This window comes from Variovorax durovernensis (assembly GCF_977011995.1).
Window position 1 is genome coordinate 762103 of the sequence record NZ_CDRNCW010000002.1, and the last position, 18023, is coordinate 780125.

24 protein-coding genes and 1 pseudogene are annotated in these 18023 nt (G+C 67.0%); 12 read left to right on the forward strand and 13 right to left on the reverse strand.

Translation table 11 applies throughout. From position 1 onward, the window contains the following. Positions 1-20 precede the first annotated feature (20 nt). The 3 genes from ACWV14_RS35585 to ACWV14_RS35595 are packed head-to-tail and all read left to right on the forward strand — an operon-like array spanning position 21 to position 2451. Complete coding sequence (locus ACWV14_RS35585; RefSeq protein ID WP_454908531.1) at positions 21-548, forward strand: flavodoxin family protein; 528 nt, start codon at positions 21-23, stop codon at positions 546-548. Between the two features lie 3 nt (positions 549-551). Then, complete coding sequence (locus ACWV14_RS35590; RefSeq protein ID WP_454908532.1) at positions 552-2021, forward strand: trypsin-like peptidase domain-containing protein; 1470 nt, start codon at positions 552-554, stop codon at positions 2019-2021. 55 nt (positions 2022-2076) lie between these two features. Then, complete coding sequence (locus tag ACWV14_RS35595; RefSeq protein ID WP_454908533.1) at positions 2077-2451, forward strand: TraR/DksA family transcriptional regulator; 375 nt, start codon at positions 2077-2079, stop codon at positions 2449-2451. Positions 2452-2467: 16 nt separating this feature from the next. On the opposite strand, the gene ACWV14_RS35600 is transcribed toward ACWV14_RS35595, so the two are convergent. The 3 genes from ACWV14_RS35600 to ACWV14_RS35610 form a co-directional block, all read right to left on the reverse strand. Next, complete coding sequence (locus ACWV14_RS35600; RefSeq protein WP_454908534.1) at positions 2468-2941, reverse strand: hypothetical protein; 474 nt, start codon at positions 2939-2941, stop codon at positions 2468-2470. Positions 2942-3096: 155 nt separating this feature from the next. After that, entirely contained in the window at positions 3097-3828 is a 732-nt protein-coding gene (locus tag ACWV14_RS35605) for a Crp/Fnr family transcriptional regulator (RefSeq protein ID WP_455342542.1), read from the reverse strand. Between the two features lie 70 nt (positions 3829-3898). Beyond that, positions 3899-4483, reverse strand: coding sequence for a hemerythrin domain-containing protein (locus tag ACWV14_RS35610; protein WP_454908536.1), 585 nt, complete (start codon positions 4481-4483; stop codon positions 3899-3901). Positions 4484-4648: 165 nt separating this feature from the next. On the opposite strand from ACWV14_RS35610, the gene ACWV14_RS35615 reads away from it, so the two are divergent. Beyond that, on the forward strand, positions 4649-5155 hold the full coding sequence (locus ACWV14_RS35615) for a universal stress protein (RefSeq protein ID WP_454908537.1): 507 nt from the start codon (positions 4649-4651) through the stop codon (positions 5153-5155). A 7-nt stretch (positions 5156-5162) separates the two neighbouring features. Here the strand turns inward: ACWV14_RS35615 and ACWV14_RS35620 are convergent, their stop codons facing one another. Then, positions 5163-6686 (reverse strand): bifunctional aminoglycoside phosphotransferase/ATP-binding protein, encoded by a 1524-nt coding sequence (locus ACWV14_RS35620; protein ID WP_454908538.1) that lies wholly within the window; start codon positions 6684-6686, stop codon positions 5163-5165. Between the two features lie 48 nt (positions 6687-6734). Next, complete coding sequence (locus ACWV14_RS35625) at positions 6735-7577, reverse strand: universal stress protein (RefSeq protein WP_454908539.1); 843 nt, start codon at positions 7575-7577, stop codon at positions 6735-6737. Positions 7578-7682: 105 nt separating this feature from the next. Between ACWV14_RS35625 and ACWV14_RS35630 the strand changes: the two genes are divergently transcribed. Beyond that, entirely contained in the window at positions 7683-8204 is a 522-nt protein-coding gene (locus ACWV14_RS35630) for a hypothetical protein (protein WP_454908540.1), read from the forward strand. A 181-nt stretch (positions 8205-8385) separates the two neighbouring features. Then, positions 8386-9000, forward strand: a complete 615-nt coding sequence (locus tag ACWV14_RS35635) for a phosphatase PAP2 family protein (protein WP_454908541.1) — start codon at positions 8386-8388, stop codon at positions 8998-9000. On the opposite strand, the gene ACWV14_RS35640 is transcribed toward ACWV14_RS35635, so the two are convergent. The 8 genes from ACWV14_RS35640 to ACWV14_RS35675 form a co-directional block, all read right to left on the reverse strand. After that, on the reverse strand, positions 8960-9667 hold the full coding sequence (locus ACWV14_RS35640; RefSeq protein WP_454908542.1) for a VIT1/CCC1 transporter family protein: 708 nt from the start codon (positions 9665-9667) through the stop codon (positions 8960-8962). The genes ACWV14_RS35635 and ACWV14_RS35640 overlap by 41 nt on opposite strands. A gap of 13 nt (positions 9668-9680) precedes the next feature. Beyond that, positions 9681-10238: a cytochrome b gene (locus ACWV14_RS35645; RefSeq protein WP_454908543.1), complete on the reverse strand. Its 558-nt coding sequence runs from the start codon at positions 10236-10238 to the stop codon at positions 9681-9683. An 11-nt stretch (positions 10239-10249) separates the two neighbouring features. Then, a complete protein-coding gene (locus ACWV14_RS35650) occupies positions 10250-11038 on the reverse strand; it encodes a hypothetical protein (protein ID WP_454908544.1) in 789 nt (262 codons plus the stop codon). 79 nt (positions 11039-11117) lie between these two features. Next, positions 11118-11573 carry a hypothetical protein gene (locus ACWV14_RS35655; protein ID WP_454908545.1) on the reverse strand — a complete coding sequence of 152 codons (456 nt, stop codon included), beginning with the start codon at positions 11571-11573 and terminating at the stop codon, positions 11118-11120. Between the two features lie 193 nt (positions 11574-11766). Beyond that, positions 11767-12147, reverse strand: coding sequence for a hypothetical protein (locus ACWV14_RS35660; RefSeq protein ID WP_454908546.1), 381 nt, complete (start codon positions 12145-12147; stop codon positions 11767-11769). A gap of 55 nt (positions 12148-12202) precedes the next feature. After that, on the reverse strand, positions 12203-13240 hold the full coding sequence (locus tag ACWV14_RS35665; protein ID WP_454908547.1) for a zinc-dependent alcohol dehydrogenase family protein: 1038 nt from the start codon (positions 13238-13240) through the stop codon (positions 12203-12205). A 58-nt stretch (positions 13241-13298) separates the two neighbouring features. Then, the gene (locus ACWV14_RS35670) at positions 13299-14483 is read right to left on the reverse strand and encodes a DesA family fatty acid desaturase (RefSeq protein ID WP_454908548.1); all 1185 of its coding nucleotides are present in this window, start codon (positions 14481-14483) and stop codon (positions 13299-13301) included. 63 nt (positions 14484-14546) lie between these two features. Continuing rightward, positions 14547-15422 (reverse strand): MBL fold metallo-hydrolase, encoded by an 876-nt coding sequence (locus tag ACWV14_RS35675; RefSeq protein WP_454908549.1) that lies wholly within the window; start codon positions 15420-15422, stop codon positions 14547-14549. A gap of 89 nt (positions 15423-15511) precedes the next feature. Between ACWV14_RS35675 and ACWV14_RS35680 the strand changes: the two genes are divergently transcribed. The 6 genes and pseudogenes from ACWV14_RS35680 to ACWV14_RS35705 all read left to right on the forward strand — a co-directional run bounded on the left by ACWV14_RS35680 (position 15512) and on the right by ACWV14_RS35705 (position 18022). Continuing rightward, positions 15512-15838, forward strand: coding sequence for a metalloregulator ArsR/SmtB family transcription factor (locus tag ACWV14_RS35680; protein WP_454908550.1), 327 nt, complete (start codon positions 15512-15514; stop codon positions 15836-15838). Beyond that, on the forward strand, positions 15838-16272 hold the full coding sequence (locus tag ACWV14_RS35685) for a YeeE/YedE family protein (RefSeq protein WP_454908551.1): 435 nt from the start codon (positions 15838-15840) through the stop codon (positions 16270-16272). The genes ACWV14_RS35680 and ACWV14_RS35685 overlap by 1 nt, the downstream gene beginning before the upstream one ends. A gap of 10 nt (positions 16273-16282) precedes the next feature. Continuing rightward, on the forward strand, positions 16283-16720 hold the full coding sequence (locus ACWV14_RS35690; RefSeq protein WP_454908552.1) for a DUF6691 family protein: 438 nt from the start codon (positions 16283-16285) through the stop codon (positions 16718-16720). Positions 16721-16918: 198 nt separating this feature from the next. Further along, positions 16919-17074, forward strand: a pseudogene (locus tag ACWV14_RS35695) (universal stress protein); the annotation flags it as partial. Positions 17075-17120: 46 nt separating this feature from the next. After that, positions 17121-17738, forward strand: coding sequence for a hypothetical protein (locus tag ACWV14_RS35700; protein WP_454908553.1), 618 nt, complete (start codon positions 17121-17123; stop codon positions 17736-17738). 32 nt (positions 17739-17770) lie between these two features. After that, entirely contained in the window at positions 17771-18022 is a 252-nt protein-coding gene (locus ACWV14_RS35705) for a BON domain-containing protein (RefSeq protein WP_454908554.1), read from the forward strand. Position 18023 lies beyond the last annotated feature (1 nt).

Sequence of the window (18023 nt, forward strand, 5' to 3'; positions counted from 1 at the left end):
TGAATGCAGCAGAGGCCAGCATGAACAACGTCCTTGTGATCGTCTATTCCTACACCGGCACTAGCCGCCGTCTCGCCCAGCTTCTTTGCAGCCAGCAGGGCTGGGAGATGGCCGAGATTCACGACCTGCACCCGCGAAGCGGCGCACTCGGCAACTGGCGCTGCCTGATGGACTCGTTCTTCCGGCGGCTGCCCGCCATCCGCTACGACGGGCCGCCGCCCGGCGACTACAAGGCCGTGGTGCTGATCTCGCCGATCTGGGGCCAGCGGCTGGCCGGCCCGATGCGCACCTTCGTCGACCGCAAGGGCGCTCGCCTGCCCGACTTGGCAATGATCTCCGTCATGGGCGGACGCGGCGCTCCCAACGCCGTGGCCGAAGTCGGCAAGCGGCTTGGCCGGGTTCCCATCCTGAGTGCCGCATTCACCATGCACGAGGTCGACGACGGCAGTTGTGCCGCCCGGCTGCAGGCATTCGGCACCGCGGTGCAGAGCGCGGAAGATTCGCGCGCCGTGGTGCGTCCCGCCAACTTGTCGCCACAGGCGGTCTGACCCATGCGCTCTCCCGGCGCCATCCGCATGGCGGCCCTGCTGGCGTGCGGCTGTCTTCTGAGTGCCTGCGCGACCGGGCCGACCGTGGCGCAACCCCATGCGGCGACGGCGATCGCGGCAAGCCCCGCCAGCTCTTCAAGCCCGCCGGTCGCTCGCGATTTCGCGTCCCTCGTGGCCAGCCGCAGCGCCTGGGTGGTCGACATCAGCACGCTGCGCGTCGGGCGCGACGAAAGCTCGGAAGACATCGAACTCGAGATCGCCCCGGAGCGCGACTTCGCCGATCGCCTGGCCTGGCCGCTGCCGACGAGCGCCCGGATCAGCCAGATCCGCGACCTCGCCTCGGGCCTGATCATCGACAGTGACGGACTGATCCTCACGAGCGCCCACGTGGTCGCGAACATCGACGAGGCGCAGGTCCAGCTGGATGACGGGCGCCGCTTCACGGCGAAGGTGGTCGGTGTCGACAAGCGCACCGACGTCGGGCTCCTGAAGATCGATGCACACGCGCTGCCCGTGGCCGTCATCGGGGACTCCGCGTCGCTGGCCGCTGGCGACTGGGTCGCCGCGATCAGCTCGCCCTTCGGCTTCCACGGCAGTGTCACGGCCGGTGTCGTCAGCGCTGTGGGACGCGTCATGGGCGGCGCAGGCGAGATTCCCTTCATCCAGACCGATGTCGCCATCAATCCGGGCAGCTCGGGCAGCCCGCTGCTCAACAGCCGGGGCGAAGTGGTGGGCATCAACTCGATGATCTACAGCGGCAGCGGCGGCTACATGGGCCTGTCCTTCGCGGTGCCGATCAACCTGGCGATGCAGGTCGCGCAGCAGTTGCGCGCGCATGGCGCGGTGCGCCGTGCCTACCTGGGCGCCGAGTTCCAGGAGGTGACGCCCGCGCTGGCCCAGTCCTTCGGCCTGCCGGCGACCACCGGCGCCCTGGTGGTGCGGGTCGAGAAAGGCAGCCCCGCCGACGCGTCGGGCCTGGCGCAGGGAGATGCGGTGCTGGTGTTCGACGGCAAGCCTCTCGCGCATGTCATCGATCTGCCGCAGCAGATCGCGCAACGCAAACCCGGCAGCCGCATGCAGCTGGAGGTATGGCGCCACGGCACGAGCCGCCTGCTCCAGGTGTCCCTGGCGGCGCAGCCCGGGGCACCCGAGACATCCCTCACGAGCGCGCGCCCCGAGTGGAACGACGGACTGGGCCTGAGCCTGGGCGATCTTTCGCCTGCGCAGCGGCTGCAGTTGCACATAGACAGCGGCCTGATCGTGCGGGAAGCAGACGGCGTTGCGCGCAGCGAAGGCATTCGCGGGGGCGACGTGATCGTGGCACTGAACACCGTGAAGCTCCATCGCCTGGAAGATTTCAGGCAAGGCCTGTCGCAGCAGCCTGCCGGAAGCATGGTCGCACTGCTGGTGCTGCGTGACCGGCGGCTCGCCTACCTGGCGGTGCGCATGCCGGCATCGCGCGAACGCCCCTGACCCGGCACCCGCGGAACCTCGGCAGTCATCTCTTCACTTTTTGCAAGGACACACCATGAGACATCTGAACGCAAGCGATCGCCTCGCCATTCGCCAGCAACTCGACCTGCTGAAGCAGCAGGTGCTCGAAGAACTCCGCGCCTCGGCGCCTTCGGCGCACCTCATGCCCGTCGAGGACGCGCACGAAGTGAAGACCCATGCCGACGAGGCCGAAGCGGAGCGTGCCGCCGACGTGTACATGGCCGAGGTGGAGATCGACTACACCAGGCTCGAAGAGATCGAGCGGGCGCTTGGGCGCATGGAGGACGGACGCTACGGCATCTGCGAGGACTGCGGCACGGAGATTCCGCGCACACGGCTGCTCGCGCAGCCCATCGCCATCCGCTGCACTGCATGCCAGACGGCGGCCGAGGCACGGCATCGGACTTGAGGGCACAAGGCCGCCCTCATTCGTGATCGCCCTTGCGGCGGTCCTTTGCCTTCTTTCCGTTCTTTGTCTTCTTTTCCTTCTTCTTTCCGTCAGGCGAGCGCTCTTCTTGCGCGACCTGCTGCTGTCCGACGCCATGTAGCAAAGACTTCTTGACGTTCCCGGTCGCTGCTTCGTCGCGCGCGTAGCTCACCACCCGGTACACCGAGCGGTTGGCGCCGCCGCAGCCCAGGTTGCAGATCACCGTGTCGTTCTTGCTCTCGCTGTCGTTCTCGAAATCGGGGGCCTCGTCCTCGAGCCAGTCGTGGTTCTCGATGGTCGTCTCGATGCGGCATTCGTGCGGCACCACGATGCCTATCCTGCGCAGGAATTCGCGCGGCCGTCCCAGGTAGGCGCGGAACTCGGCAGGCGTGCAAGCCCAGAAATGCGCGTTGAAAGGTTCGGCCCGAATGACTTCGGACCGGGCGGAGAAATCGACGACTCTGGTCGGCATGTTCTGCTCCGGTGGATTGCAAGGGCGTGTTGTCCACAGCGTAGGGACACTTGCCCGTGCCGCCTTGATGCTGGTCAAGGCGCGGGGCGAGCGCACCCCGCAGGCTCGGCGATGACGACTGGACGCCCTGGCCCTTGGCCCGAGTGGCGATTCGCCTAGTGCTTGTGGCTGCCCGATGGCGGCGCGGACGATGCCAGGGTTGTCCCGTCCATCAACACGCCGAAGTCGGTCACCGCCGCCTCGCCGGTCACGTAGACCGCCTCGTTGTCCCGGCGCACGAGGCCTCGGCTCTCCATGTCGCGCATGGTCTTGTTGACCACCTCTCTGGAGAGGCCTGCGTAGGACGCGATCACGGCCTGCGAAATCCGCTTGTCGAAGCCGCCGGTGCTGGAGGAAGGCGCCAGATCCGTCAGCTGGTGCAGGACCCGGTGCACCACGGCTTCGGGCGGCAGCGAGGAGATGCGGCGCATCTGGGTGCGCAACATGCTCGTGCGCTTCATTGCCAGCCCCAGCAGACCGAAGACAACCTCAGGGTGCCGTGCGCAGACGTCGCGCATCGCGGCTATCGGCACGAAGTAGACCGCCGACGGAAGCGCGGCGACCAGCTTGTGCTTCGACTGGTAGCAGTCTTCGCGGATCGACAGATCGAAGAAGAAGTCCCGGCGCGCGACGAACTCGGTCGTCACCTCGGTGCCTTGGTCGCGTGCCGGGGTGACGACCCGCAGCAGACCACTTGCAACGTAGTAGATCTGGTCGGTCGATTCACCCGCGTCCAGCAATGTGTCGTTGCGCTTGTATTCGCGAAGTTCGCTGCACTTGATGAGCGCCTCGCGCTCCGCAGCCGGCAGGCCGGCCGTCAGGGGATTCAGGTACATGCGGGCGATCATGAACGTCCCGCGCCTGAACATCAATCACCTGGATATGGGATTTGCAACGACGAGCGGACGTGAAAAGGCCCTAAAGCTCCGGGCCAAGGCCGATGGGCGCCGGCACGATGTTCACGATGCGCGTGAAAAGCGCGTTGTATTCGAGATCCGCCACGTGCCCGGTCAGCGGGTCCCGGTTCTGCGAGAAGGCCTCGTCCAGGTCGCGCCAGTCGCTCTCGGTCAGCACGCGTTCGGCCAGGGGCAGTATCTCTCGCTCCTCCAGGGCCATATGGTTCAGGTAGAAGTCCACATAGTCGTTGACCGCGTTTTCGAAGGCCTCGCGCCGCGGCTCGCCCAGCATCTCGAACGCCAGCAGCGCGTGTTCGACGTTGCGGATCCTGCGCTCGCCCCAGGCATGGTCGCTGTCGAGCCGGTCCATCAGCTCACGCGACATCGGCGTCCTGGCGCGCAGCTTCGGGAACAGCAGGTCGGTTTCCTTGCGGTGATGCCGCTTCTCGGGAAACTCGTCGACGTAGAAGAGCATGGCGCGCAGTGCCGCGAAATCGGGCAGTGTGCCCTTCTTGCGGTGCTGCTCGAGCAGCATGACGATGGAGCGAAGCATGGCCGCGAGCGCGGCATGCTCCTGGCGAATGATGCGGGTGGTGGCGTGGATCATGGGGGCTTCCTGTGCATGCCCGAAGGGTCGCGCCTTCGGCAGTGCGCAGGGTTGCTCCAGATCAAAGACAGGCCAATGGCGGGCTTCGCGCTTGATCAATGTCAATCGGCGCGGCCACTTCGTCCGGATACTGGGCCGATCCATTCAGCTCATCGGAGTCTTGCCATGTACCAGCAAATTCTTGTTCCCATCGACGGCAGTTCCACGTCGGCCCGGGGTCTGGCCGAAGCCATCCGCCTGGCGAAGCTCACCGGCGGACGCCTGCGACTGGTACACGTCATCGACGAGCTGTCGTTCGCACTGGCCATGGATGCCTATTCCGGCTATGCCGGCAACTGGCTCGAGGAATTGCGCAGGGATGCCAGGAAGCTGCTCGAGGACGCGCGCGCCGAAGCCGCCGCTGCAGGTGTCACGGCCGACGCCGTGCTGCTCGACAGCTTCAAGGGGGCCGTGCACGACCAGGTGATCGCCGAAGCGGTGTCGTCGAAGGCCGAACTGATCGTGATCGGCACGCACGGTCGGCGCGGAATCGGCCGCTGGGTCATGGGCAGCAGCGCTGAACACATCCTGCGCATGTCGCCGGTGCCGGTGTTGCTGGTCCGTGCGCCCGAAAGCGCCAAGGCAGAGTCCGAGCACTTCACGCTGCCGAGCGGGATGCTTGCCAGCCAGTGATCCTTCGTCAGCGAGCTACGGAGCGCCAGCGTGCCGCGACCTGCGCAATGTCGATGGTGTCTTCCGTGGAGACTTCGATGGCCAGCGCGTGTTCCCCGGGCTCGAGCGCCTCGTGGCTTTCCAGCTGGCGTTGCAGCACCGCCAGGCCGGCTTCCGAGGCGTCCGAGCGGGCCGCATCGCGCTCGGCCACGCGGCGGTGCAGCGTGGCGTGTGCGGCGCGGCAATCCAGGATCGCGAAGGGTACGTGCAGCTCGGCGGCCAGGTTCTCGAAGCTGCGCCGCTCCGCACGGCGAAGAAAAGCTGCATCGACGATCACCGGGTAGCCCGCCAGCAGCGCATCGCGCGCGCAGGCGTGCAGCCTGTCGAAGGTCCGCCGGGTCGCTTGCGCGCCGTAGATGTCGAGCCCGAGTTCGGCGGAGCGCGCCAGCGGCGCCAGCCCGTGCAGGCGCTTGCGCTCCACGTCCGAGCGCACGCGCACGGCACCCGTGGCGCATAGCAGTTGCAGGGCGACGCTGGATTTGCCCGAGCCCGAGAAACCGTGCGTGATCAGCAGCCGGGCATCCCCCGGCGGGCATGCGGCCAGTTGCGCCGCGCACCCCAGGTAGTCGGGGCGGCCCTTCCGATCGTCGCCGCCGGGACCGAGGCCGCAGGCCATGGCACGCACCAGCGCCCGATAGACCTCGTAGAAGCGCAGCACCTGCAGGCCCCGGTAGTCACCGCCGTGCTGCAGCCATGCGTCCAGGAAGCGATACGCGAGATCGGCGCGCCCGTGGGCCTGCAGGTCCATGGTGAGGAAGGCGATGTCGCTCATGACGTCGATGCTTCGCAATGCCGGGTCGAACTCGATGCAGTCGAAGGGCGTGAGCGCGCCGTCGACGAGGACGACATTGGCCGTGTGCAGGTCGCCGTGGCATTCCCGCACCGCACCGCTCTGCTGCCGCGCGATCCAGGCCATGCGCAACGCCTGCGCCTGCTCGCCGATCCACGCGCGCAGCGCCACGAGGCGAGCGTCGTCGCCGCGCGCCTGCAGCGCGTCCAGGACATCCGTGGCCGCGCGGGCGATCAGCTCGGGGCTGCCGAAGCCCGACACCGGCGCCATCCGTTGTGCGGTCTCATGCAACCCGGCAAGCCGCTCGGCGAAACCGTCGAGCCATTCGGGCTGGAACCGTTCGGCCATCAGCAGGTTGCGCAACAGCGACGATTCGGGAAAACGCCGCATCCGGACCACGTGGTCGATCGGCGTGCCGTCGCCCCCGATCCGCGGCGACGTGTGCGTGCCGCAGACCGGCGCCACATCGATGTACAGCGAGGGGGCGAAGCGCCGGTTCAGGCGAAGCTCCTCCTCGCAGAAATGCTTGCGGGCCTCGACGCTGCCGAAGTCCAGGAAAGGCAGGCGCACCGGCTTCTTGAGCTTGAAGGCCAGCGTCGCAGTCAGCAGCACCCAGGAGATGTGCGTCTCCACGAGCGAGACCGGCTCGCCGGTTTCCTGCCGGAGCGTTTCCCGCAGCGCATCGACCAGCGTGGTGTCCATGGCGCGAATTCTCGCTACAACTGCGCCGGCAGGCCCACGTCGGGTTGCTCAATGCGCCATCAGGACCGGCACGGTCATCTGCGCGAGGATCTGCCGCGTCACGCCGCCCAGCACCCGCTCGCGCAGGCGCGAATGGCTGTAGCCGCCCATCACGAGCAGGTCGGCGCCCAGGTCCGAAAGCCGCGACAGGAGCGCATCGGCAATGTCGATCTCGGTCACCTCGGATTCGGCATGCGCCTGCACGCCGTGGCGCAGCAGGAACTGGATCATGTCCGGCAGCAGCAGACGTTGCGTGTTGTCTTCGTCATTCGGGTGGCGCAGCGAAATGAGGGTGACGCGCGCCGCCTGGCGCAGCGCCGGCAACGCGGCCCGAAGCGCGACGGCGGATTCACGCGAGCCGTCCCAGGCCGCGACGATGGTCTTCGGGCGCCCCTCGAAGACACCAGCAGAAGGCACGACCAGCACCGGCCGCCCCACCTCCATCAGCACGTCATCGACGAGCCTGCGGGTCGTGGTGTCGCCCCTGTTCGAGTCGTCGCCCTGACCGAGCACGACGAGGTCGCTCGCGCGCCCATACCGCACCACGGCATCGGCCGCCACGTCGTCGACCATCCGCACCTCGTACGACTGCGGCCCCGATCTGGCGATGTCCGTCCTGAACTCCCGCGCGATCGCCTCGGCGCGCCGGCGCAGATAGTCGCTCGATTCGGCGATGTAGTCGGTCATGCCGGTGGCGATGGCACCGGCGGGAATGATGCCGTCGTACAGACCCGACGGCACGAGCCCGACAAGATGACTCTCGTGTGCCCGTGCCCAACGGGCGGCCAGGGCGGCGCGCGCGGGACTTCGGAGCGAGTGATCCAGGTGAACGAGGATGGTCTTGTAATTCATGCGTGCCCCGCAAGCGGCTCGGTGGATGGACGGTGGGCTGATGTTCATGCCGTGAATGCAGGGTGGCATTGACGACGATCAAGCCAGCACCTCTGCGCGCGGGATTTGCTCCATTTCGAAGCAAAGCTGACTGGCACGGTCAGCCAGAAACAACTAGCGGCAGATAGAATTTTTTATGTGAACATCGTCCGCCTTCGTCGCCTCGCCGCAACGCATTGCCTGTGGTGGTGCTTCGCCGGCGTGGCGCTTTCGATGTTGCAGCCGTTCCTTTTCACGCACTTCCGCCAGGACGGCTGGGAAGACGAGCCAGGCTTTCGCGTGCGCAATGTGGAAGCCATGGCGTTGTTCTCGCCCGATGACCGGGCGGACCACAGGAAGGAACTCGAGACGACGCTGTACGTTCCGGCCGGCGCGCATGTCGACACGCCGGATGCATTCCAGCACGGCATCGAAGCGCTGATGGCTCTCGTGCTCCTGGTGCTGCCCCTGGCGGTGGTGCTGATGCGGCTCCTCTTGCCTGTGGCCCGCGCCATGTGCGAGCGCGTGCCGTACACCGGAGGGGCTCCCCCTGCGGCTGTGCTCTGGCGGACTCAACCGCCTCCCACTGCCCCGCCCCTGACGGCCTGACAAGCGACGTCGCCTGACGTCATGCCCGGTTGCGCGCTCGCGCAGCCGGCCCTCTTGTTCCTGGCCGAAAGGTTCACATGACTTCGATTTCATGGTGCTCCACGAGCGCCCCGTATGCGTTCGCCTGTTCGATTGGCGGGCTGACTGAGCGCGCAGGCAAAGCGACGATGCGGGGTGCATCGTGAGCGCGCTCAACATCGCGCTGCTGCAGTGGATCGCCGCTGGCGAAGATCCAGGCTCGTGGGCGCTTCTTGCCGGGCGCACGATGGCACTCTGGGGCGGTCCTGCCAGCGCGGCGATCCTTCTATGGGCGGGATGGAAGAAGCCGTCCGAGCGGGCCTATCTCCTCGTCGTGATCGCGAGTGCGGCCGCGGCATCGCTGCTGTCGCACACGCTGGCGTCAGTCTTGAACTTCCAGAGGCCTTTCGTCCAGGGGCTGGTGCCGGGCTACATCACCCACGACGCGAGCGGTTCCCTGCCGAGCACTCATGCCACGGTGATGTTCTTCATCGCGGCAGCCTTCCTGATGCGCGATGAACTGCGCCGCGCCGGATGGGCGCTCGTTGTCTTGGCAGCCTTCACCGGTTGGTCGCGTGTCTACGTCGGTGTGCACTTTCCGCTGGACATCGCCGCGGGGCTCGTGCTCGGCCTGTGCCTGGCCGGCGTGCTGGCGGCTGCCCGTTGGATGCATTCGAATGGGCGCGGCGCACACGCGGAGCCGGCCGTCCGACACGTCGGCCGCGAAGCAGCGAGGCTCACGCCTGCACGCCGAACAGGGCTCCCACCCCGGCCGTGATTCCCATGGCCAGCGTGCCCCAGAAGGCCACGCGCCAGACGCTTCGCGCGATCGGCGTGCCCCCGATCCTGGCTGCGACAGCCCCCAGCAAAGCGAGGAATGCGATCGCGGTGCACACGGTCCAGGGAAGGAGCGCGTCGGAAGGCGCACATGCGACCACGACAAGTGGCAGCGCCGCCCCCACGGAAAAACTCCCTGCCGACGCCAGCGCGGCCTGCAACGGCCGTGCGCTCAGTGTTTCCGAGATGCCGAGTTCGTCACGCGCGTGCGCGCCGAGTGCGTCGTGGGCCATGAGCTGCGCGGCGACCTGCTGCGCGAGCTTGAACTCGAGACCGCGGCGCACGTAGATCGCCGTGAGTTCGCGATGCTCCGCATCCGGCTCCGTGGCAAGTTCGACGCGCTCGCGCTCGAGGTCGGCTTTCTCGGTGTCGGCCTGCGAATGCACCGACACGAACTCGCCGGCGGCCATCGACATCGCGCCCGCGACCAGCCCTGCAATGGCGGTCGTCAGGATGGCCTCGTGGCTGGCGTGGGCGGCGGTGACGCCCACGACAAGGCTGGCCGTGGAGATGATGCCGTCGTTGGCGCCCAGCACGGCGGCGCGCAGCCAGCCGATGTGTTCGGTGCGGTGGCGCTCGGCGTGCGCGCGGTAGTGGAATGATTTCATGGGAAATTGGCAGTCAGCGTGAAGAGCGCCCGGGCAGCATGCGAACGAGCGTGTTGTCGTGGGTGAGGTAGTGATGGGCCAGCGCCGCGGCGGCATGCAGCCCGATGAGGAAGTAGCCGGCCGTGGCCAGGGTCTCGTGCACGTCCTTGAGTTGCTCCGACAGGGCTTCGTTCGCCCCCAGCAGCGAAGGAACGGACAGGCCGAACAGCACGATGGGCTTGCCCTCGGCGCTGAGCGTGAGCCAGCCCAGCAAGGGTGTGGCGATCATGAAGGCGTACAGCGCCAGGTGCATGAGCTGCGACAGCCTGTGCTGCCATGCCGGCGGTGCCGGCACGATCTCGGGCGCCGCGCCCGCGCTCCAGCGCACGGCGAGTCGCGCGGCCACCAGCGCCAGCACACTCAGGCCGAGCAGAAAATGCAGGGGTTTCAATGCGCTGCGCAGATCGCTGCCCCTGGGCGCGAGCCCGCGCAGTTCCATGCAGGCATAGACGGCGGCGAGCAGCAGCAACATCACCCAATGCAGGGCGATGACGGTGGTGCCGTAGCGGGAGGTTGAATTTTTCCAGGCCATGTCGAGCGCCTTCAAAAGTGCGTACCGACGATGAACTTCAGCAGCCAGCGGTCGGCCTCGCTGGTCAGGCCCTTGCCGATGCCGACGTTCACGTCGAAGCGATCGAATTCGTGGTCCAGCGCCACGAACAGCGTCTTGCTGTTCTTGCGCAGCGGATCGAGATGTGACAGCGGACCGAGTTCGTTGTAGGTCTCCACGCCGATCTGGGTCTTGTCGTTCAGGGCATAGGCGATCTTGGCGTCCACGTCGAGCGTGACGGGCCCGCCGTGCCGCGACAGGCTCCAGTCGATGTTGGGATTCAGCGCCAGCGTCCAGGGGCCGGTGCGGTATCCAAGAATGCCCTTGAGCTCGGCGTTCCATGCGGTGGGAGACACGCGCAGGCTGGTCTTGCCGATCTCCAGGTTCGCGCCCCAGAACATCCCCTGCGTCTTGTCGTGCGGTGCGATGTATTTGATTCGGACCTTGGCGCCGTCTACCTTGGGATCGGCATTGGGGGCGCGGCTGGAGAGCACGTAGAGCCCGAGCTCCAGCGTGTCGCTGACGCCGTAGTAGAACTCGGGCGTGAGGCGGTAGACATGCCGCGGCGGCTGTTCGCCAGCATAGCCCGGCGTGGACGCGCCGGAGAAGACGTAGTTGTTGTGCACATCGACACCGAATTGCCCCGGGGCACTCATGTCGTCGAGATAGACCTGGATTTCCTCGGGGGCGGCCATGGCCGGCGGCGCAACGGACGCCGCGCCGGCAAGAAGCAGGATGCCGATGGCGCCATGGACGCGCGCGCGGCTTGAAGATGAATTCACGATAGAACCTTTCGACACTGAACAAGATCGCTGCGCGAGCGCGCGCAGCAGGGTCGACGTCGCATGGCGAAGTCGCTGCTCAGGTCGATGCGGGGGGTGCGGTCTTGGGCGGAAGGCTGCGCCATATGGCGGTGGGCGGAGGCGCCCGGCAACGCGCATGCAGACGCTCGAGCGGCCCGCGCGAGGCAGGCGGCCGAGGCACGGGCAGGGGCACGATCAACGGCAGCAAGGCCAGGACCAGTGCCATCAGGCCGGCCAGCCCGTCGTGGAATGCATCGGGCTGGTCGATGCTGGCGCCCGACGGCACGAACACCGTGGTCTCGGGGCTGGCCACGTGACCGGGCCGCTCGTCGGGCTCGAACTGCACGGTGGCACTGACCGCGCGTATGCGAAAGCCGGGTTCGTCCTCCCAGCCGTCATCGCGGAAATGGATGGCGATGAAGGGCTGCAGGGCAACCAGCACCATGGCGACCAGCAGCCACCACGCGGTGGATTCCGGGCGTCGGCGCAGATGCCGGTACGGCTGCAGTTTCATGCGATCTCGAACCCTGGTCGGAAGGCGGCTGTGGGTGGACAAGATAGTCCGGTTGCGCAAGCCCATATGCGCCAAGGGTAAGCAGGTTGAGCGCAGGAACAAAGGAGCGCATCGCAATGTGCCCGGGATGCCAAAGAGAATCAGTCTTCTTATGAGCTCCCGCCAGGAGCGACCTTCTCTTTGGCGACCGGCCTCATCCCGCCTTCATCGGCGTTGCCATGCCGGCGTGCACCGAGAAATAGCGCCTGGCCAGCGCCACGAGTTCATTGCTGCTCAGATGGCCCACCGTCTCCCATCCGACGATGCGGTGCGCCACCTCGGGGCGATGCTTCTCGACGTAGTGGCGGAAATCGGCCTGCGCGGTATGGGAGCCGGCAACGAGTACCTCGGTGATGCCCGTGATCGCATCGCATACCTCGCCGAAGAATTCGTGCTCGCTGCGTACGTCGCTGCCATGCTGGCGGGTGTAGTGGACATGCGCCCTGACCTGCTGCGCGAGTACCTGCGAAGCGTCGAACTGGAGGATTTGCGCCGAGTGGTGATCGACCCAGGCGACGGCATGGAAAAGCGACATGGATGAACCCGCTGAAAAAAGTGGAAGGGAAAGAATGTCCGGCTGCCGCGAGGGCCTACGCCTCGATGATCACTTTCAGCGCGTGCGTCTCGGCCGCGCGCGCGAAGGTGTCGTAGGCCTCCAGGACCTGGTCGAGCCTGAACCGGTGCGTGATCAGCAACTTCGGGTCCACCTTGCGGGACTGCACCGTCTTCAGCAGCATCGGAGTCGACACCGTGTCGACCAGCCGCGTGGCGATCGCGATGTTCTGCGACCACAGCCGTTCCAGATGAAGTTCCACCGGATGCCCGTGAACGCCGATATTCGCGATGGTGCCGCCGGGCGCCACGATGTCCTGGCACAGCAGGAAGGTGGCCGGTATGCCGACCGCCTCGATCGACACGTCGACGCCGCGTCCGCCTGTCAGCGCGAGCACCGCATCGGCCGCCTTGCCGTCGGCGCTGTTGACGGTGTGCGTCGCGCCGAAGCGGCGCGCGACCTCGAGCCGGCCGTCGTCCAGGTCGATCAGGATGATCTGCGACGGCGAATAGAACCGGGCGGTGAGCAGCGTGGCCAGCCCGATCGGGCCCGCGCCCACGATGGCCACCGTGCTGCCAGGCGCGACCTTGCCGTTGAGCACGCCGCATTCGAAGCCGGTCGGCAGGATGTCGCTGAGCATCACCAGCGCCTCCTCGTCCGCGCCCGGCGGAATCGGATAGAGGCTGGTGTCCGCATGCGGGATGCGCACGTACTCGGCCTGCGTGCCGTCGATGGTGTTGCCCAGGATCCAGCCGCCGGTGGCGCAGTGCGAGTACATGCCGCGCCGGCAGTACTCGCACTTGCCGCACGACGAGATGCACGAGATCAGCACATGGTCGCCCGGATGGAAGGCCGTCACGCCGCCGCCGATGCTTTCGACGACGCCCACGCCCTCATGCCCGAGGATGCGGCCCGGCGTGCAGGTCGGCACGTCGCCCTTGAGGATGTGTAGATCGGTGCCGCAGATGGTCGTCTTGAGGATCCGCACGATGGCGTCGCCCGGCGCCTGGATCTCCGGCTTGGGGCGGTCTTCGAGCGACTTGAGGCCTGGTCCCTGGTATACGAGTGCTTTCATGCAACCACGTTATGTGCAGTTGCCCGCGCGCTCCTTGAGATAGCGCAAGGAAAGCCCTTCAGGCATAGGAACGCAGGCGCCGGGAGAAATCCGCCAGGGGTGCAATGCCGCTCGCCTCGGCGCGCTGGCACCAGTCCTGCAGTTGCCTTGCGAGCTGTTCGCCGGTGGCGGCGGATCGGCTCCACAAGGCGGTCAGCTCCCCGCGCATCGCATACATCGTGGCCAGCACCTGCGATGCGCTCAATGCCTGCATCACCTGCTGTTGCCGCGACGGGCCCAGCATCCCCTGGTCCTTGCCGAGCAGCGGCTTGACCGTCTTCAGGGCGCGCGCGGCCTCCGGCGACATGCGGCGAAGGCGCTGCAGTTCCGCTACGCAGGCCTTCTTCAGCGAGCGCGTGTAGTTGGACAGCACGTCGTAGTGGCAGCGGATGACCGCCTGCACCGTGGCAAGGTCGATGTCGGCCTTGGGCGCGACAAGGCGCGGGGTCGGCGCCACGTGCTTCACCTTCGCCAGGCCCAGGGCCTGCAGCACGCGGATGTAGAGCCAGCCGATGTCGAACTCGAACCACTTGCTCGAAAGCTTGGCCGACGAGGGAAAGGCGTGGTGGTTGTTGTGCAGTTCCTCCCCGCCGATGAGGATGCCGATCGGCGAGATGTTGGTGCTGGCGTCCATGGCCGGCCAATTGCGGTAGCCCCAGTAGTGGCCGATGCCGTTGACCACGCCGGCCGCCCAGAACGGGATCCACGCGATCTGCGTGAGCAGGATCAGGCCGCCCGGCACCGCGCCGAACAGCGCCATGTCCACCACACCCATCAGCACGATGCCGAGGATCTTGTATCTCGAATAGAGGCGCCGTTCCATCCAGTCGTCGGGCGTGCCGTGCCCATAGCGTTCGAGTGTTTCCGCATTCGCCGCTTCGCGCACGTAGAGGAACACGCCGCCCCACAGCACCCGGTTGAGGCCGTATACCTGCGGACTGTGCGGGTCTTCGGGCGTCTCGCACTTGGCGTGGTGCTTGCGGTGCACGGCGGCCCACTCCTTGGTCACCATGCCGGTGGTCAGCCACAGCCAGAAGCGGAAGAAATGGCTGGCCACGGGGTGCAGTTCGAGCGCGCGATGCGCCTGGTGGCGGTGCAGGAAGATGGTGACCGACGCGATGGTGACGTGCGTGAGCGCCAGCGCAACCAGCACCGCGCCCCACCAGGGAAGATCAAAAACACCGGAATAGAGCAAGGATTGCATGCGTACCTCATTGACAGTGCGCAGCATTCTGCGGACCGTGCCCGGCCGGGGCCTTGACGCAGGTCAAGCCAACGGGAGCGCATTCAACGGGATGCGAAGGTACGAGACCCCGTTGTCGTCGGCGGGAGGAAGCCGCCCTCCCCGCACATTCACCTGGATCGACGGAAGAATGAGCGTCGGCACCTCCAGGCTCGCGTCCCGGGCGGTGCGCATCGCAACGAACTCGTCGACACCGATGCCGTCGCGCGCGTGGATGTTGTGCGTGCGCTGCTGCGCCACCGTGGTCTGCCAGCAGGCCTGGCGCGACGCCGGCGGGTAGTCGTGGCAGACGTACACAACGGTGTCGAGCGGCAGGTCCAGCAGCCTGCGCATCGACGCGTGGAGCTGGCGGGCGTCACCACCGGGGAAGTCGGCGCGGGCGCTGCCGAGGTCGGGCATGAAAAGCGTGTCGCCGACGAAGACGGCACCGTCCACCAGATAGGCCATGTCGGCCGGCGTGTGGCCCGGCACCGCCAGCGCGGTGATCTCGACCTCGCCGATCCTGAAGACCTCGCCGTCCTTGAACAGGTGATCGAACTGGCTGCCGTCCGGCAAGAAGCCGCGCTCGAAGTTGAAGAGCGTCTTGAAGGTCGACTGGACGACACGGATGTTCTCGCCGATGGCGATCTTTCCTCCCACCTGCGCCTGGATGTGGCGGGCGCCGGACAGGTGATCGGCGTGTGCATGGGTCTCCAGGATCCAGTCGACCTGCAGGCCATGGCTCATGACGTAGGCGAGCAGCCTGTCGGCCGACACCGTGCGCGTGTGCCCGGACTTGAAGTCGTAGTCCAGCACCGGGTCGATGACCGCGGCGCGCCTCGTCGCGTGTTCCCACACGACGTAGGAAATCGTCCATGTCGCGGGATCGAAAAAACCTTGGGTCGTCGTGCGGGCTGTCATGGGGGCTCCATCCATGGATGTTCGGTGGGGTCGGCAACAATATATATATTTCTATATAATATATCGGCAGCAAGCGAAATCCAAAATCCATGAAAACCTCCTCCTCCGTGAGCATCGATCCCGAAGTGCTGCGCGGTGCCGCCGGCCGGGCGGTCGTGGCACTCAAGCTCCTGGCCAATGAAGACCGCCTGTTGCTGCTGTGCCAGCTGTCCCAGGGCGAGATGTGCGTGGGCGACCTGGAGCAGAAGCTGGGCATCCACCAGCCCACGCTGTCGCAGCAACTGGGGGTGCTGCGCAACGAAGGCGTGGTCAACACCCGGCGCGAGGGCAAGAACATCTTCTACAGCGTGGCCGACCCGGCGATGCTGGAAATCCTTGCGGTTCTCTACCGCCTCTACTGTCCCAAGGAGGAATGATGTCCATCGACTGGAACCATTTCACGCCGTTCACCGCGCTCGCCGGGGGCGTGCTCATCGGCATCGCCGCGGCGATGTTCGTGCTTCTGAACGGGCGCATCGCCGGTATCAGCGGCGTGCTCGGAGGGCTGCTCAGGCCGTCCAGTGGCGACGTCGCCTGGCGTGTCGCCTTCGTGCTCGGACTGGTCGGCGCGCCGTGGGTCTATCTGCTCTTCGCGGCGCTGCCGAGGGTTCGGATCGACGCGGGTTACGGCGCGTTGATCCTGGCCGGACTGCTCGTGGGCGTGGGCACCCGCTACGGGGCCGGCTGCACCAGCGGCCACGGGGTCTGCGGCCTGTCCCGCCTGTCGCCGCGCTCGCTCGTGGCCACGGCGGCATTCATGGGCGCCGGCTTCGCCACGGTGTTCGTGGCGCGCCATCTGTTCGGCGTCTGAGGAGATTGCCATGATCGCTCTCGCTTCGTTGCTTGCCGGCCTGGTCTTCGGGCTCGGGCTTGTCGTCTCCGGCATGGCCAATCCGGCCAAGGTGCTCGGCTTCCTCGACCTTGCCGGCTCATGGGATCCCTCGCTGGCCTTCGTGATGGCCGGCGCCATCGCCGTCGCCATGGTCGGCTTCCTGGCGGCCCGGCGCCGCGCGTTGTCGCTCCTGGGCGCGGAGATGCGCATGCCCTCCGCGCGCCGAATCGACCGTCGCCTTGTGCTCGGCAGCCTGCTCTTCGGCGTGGGCTGGGGCATCGCAGGCTTCTGCCCCGGACCGGGCCTCGTCGCCCTCGGGATGGGCGAGACCAAGGCCCTGGTCTTCGTGGCCGCGATGCTGGCCGGCATGGGCATCTTCGAACTGCTCGAGCGTCGCGAGCGGCAGACAGGATCGCGTACCGCCTGAAACAACGGCACCCGCCGTCGCGGATCGCGCCGCGCCTTCTGGGCACGCATCAAGTCGTCGGCGAGTTCGAGCGATGTTGACGTGGCGCAAGCCCGTCGCGGGCGCGCGGCCGAAGAATTCGTCTGCCCGTCGCGCCAGGGCCGGCGGCAGGTGACTGTTCCAGGCGGCCCCGAGGAAAGAACACCATGTCCTTGTACGCTGCGCGAAGTCACGCAGGGCCGTGTCGCCGACATCGTGATGGGCACCCATGGCCGCCGGGGCTTCAGCCGGCTGGCGCTGGGCAGCGACGCGGAGCGCGTCGTCAGAGGCAGCGCCGTGCCGGTCCTGCTGGTGCGCCGGGAAGCCGCCGATTGAGCCCCCCGAACCGATCGCTCCCAACCTTCGTTCAAGCGAGACCCTCATGACAAGCACCCGCGCCTTTCGCACTCTGCTGGCGCCGATCGCCATCGCGCTCGGCACCACGGCTTTCGCAGCCGACTACACGGCCCCCGCCCAACTGACTCCGCCCGAAAGCGCGATGCAGAAGAAAACCCGTGATGCCGCCCACAGGGCCGCGCAGGATGCGGAGCGTGCGGCCCGCAAGGCCGCCGACGCCGCCAGGGATGCGGCGCAGAAGGGCAAGGTCGGTGCGGGCAAGGTGTCGCATGCAGTGGCCGAAGGCATCCGTCGCGCCGCGCAAAAGGCCGCGCAAGCCGCCACCCGGCTGGAGGAAAAAACCGCCGCCGCGAGCACCAGGGCGCTCGATGAAACCAAGGATGCCGCGCGGGCCGCCCAGGAAGAGGGCAGCAAGGCCGCGACCGCGACCGGGGAAGCGCTTGCCAGGGCCGAGGAGTCGGTCGCGCGCTCCGCGCAGGCGAGCAAGGAAGAAGCCGAAAAGGCTGCGCATGCGACGCGCGAGGCACTCGACAAGGCGGAGGAAGCCACCCGCGCCGCCGCCAAGGCCGCGGCGGACGCCTCTGCGCGGACGCTCGAAGCCATGAAGCGCGCAGCCCGCCCCGCGGGCGCCGACAAGACCTGATTTCGTTCGCCTGCTCTTCCGAAAGGATCGCCATGAACCCGGACATTCAACTCAGGCACGATGTTTTCGCCCAGCTCAACTGGGACCCTGCCGTCAACGCATGCGACGTCGACGTGCGCGTGGAGAACGGCGTCGTGACCCTGTGCGGCAAGGTGGCCGACGAAGCCCAGCGGCAGGCCGCCGAGCGCGCCGCGCGCCGCACCGAAGGACTGAGCACGCTGCTGAACAGGCTCGTCGTACGTGACTCCAGCGGCGTACATACGCTTACTCAACGCACGACTTGAT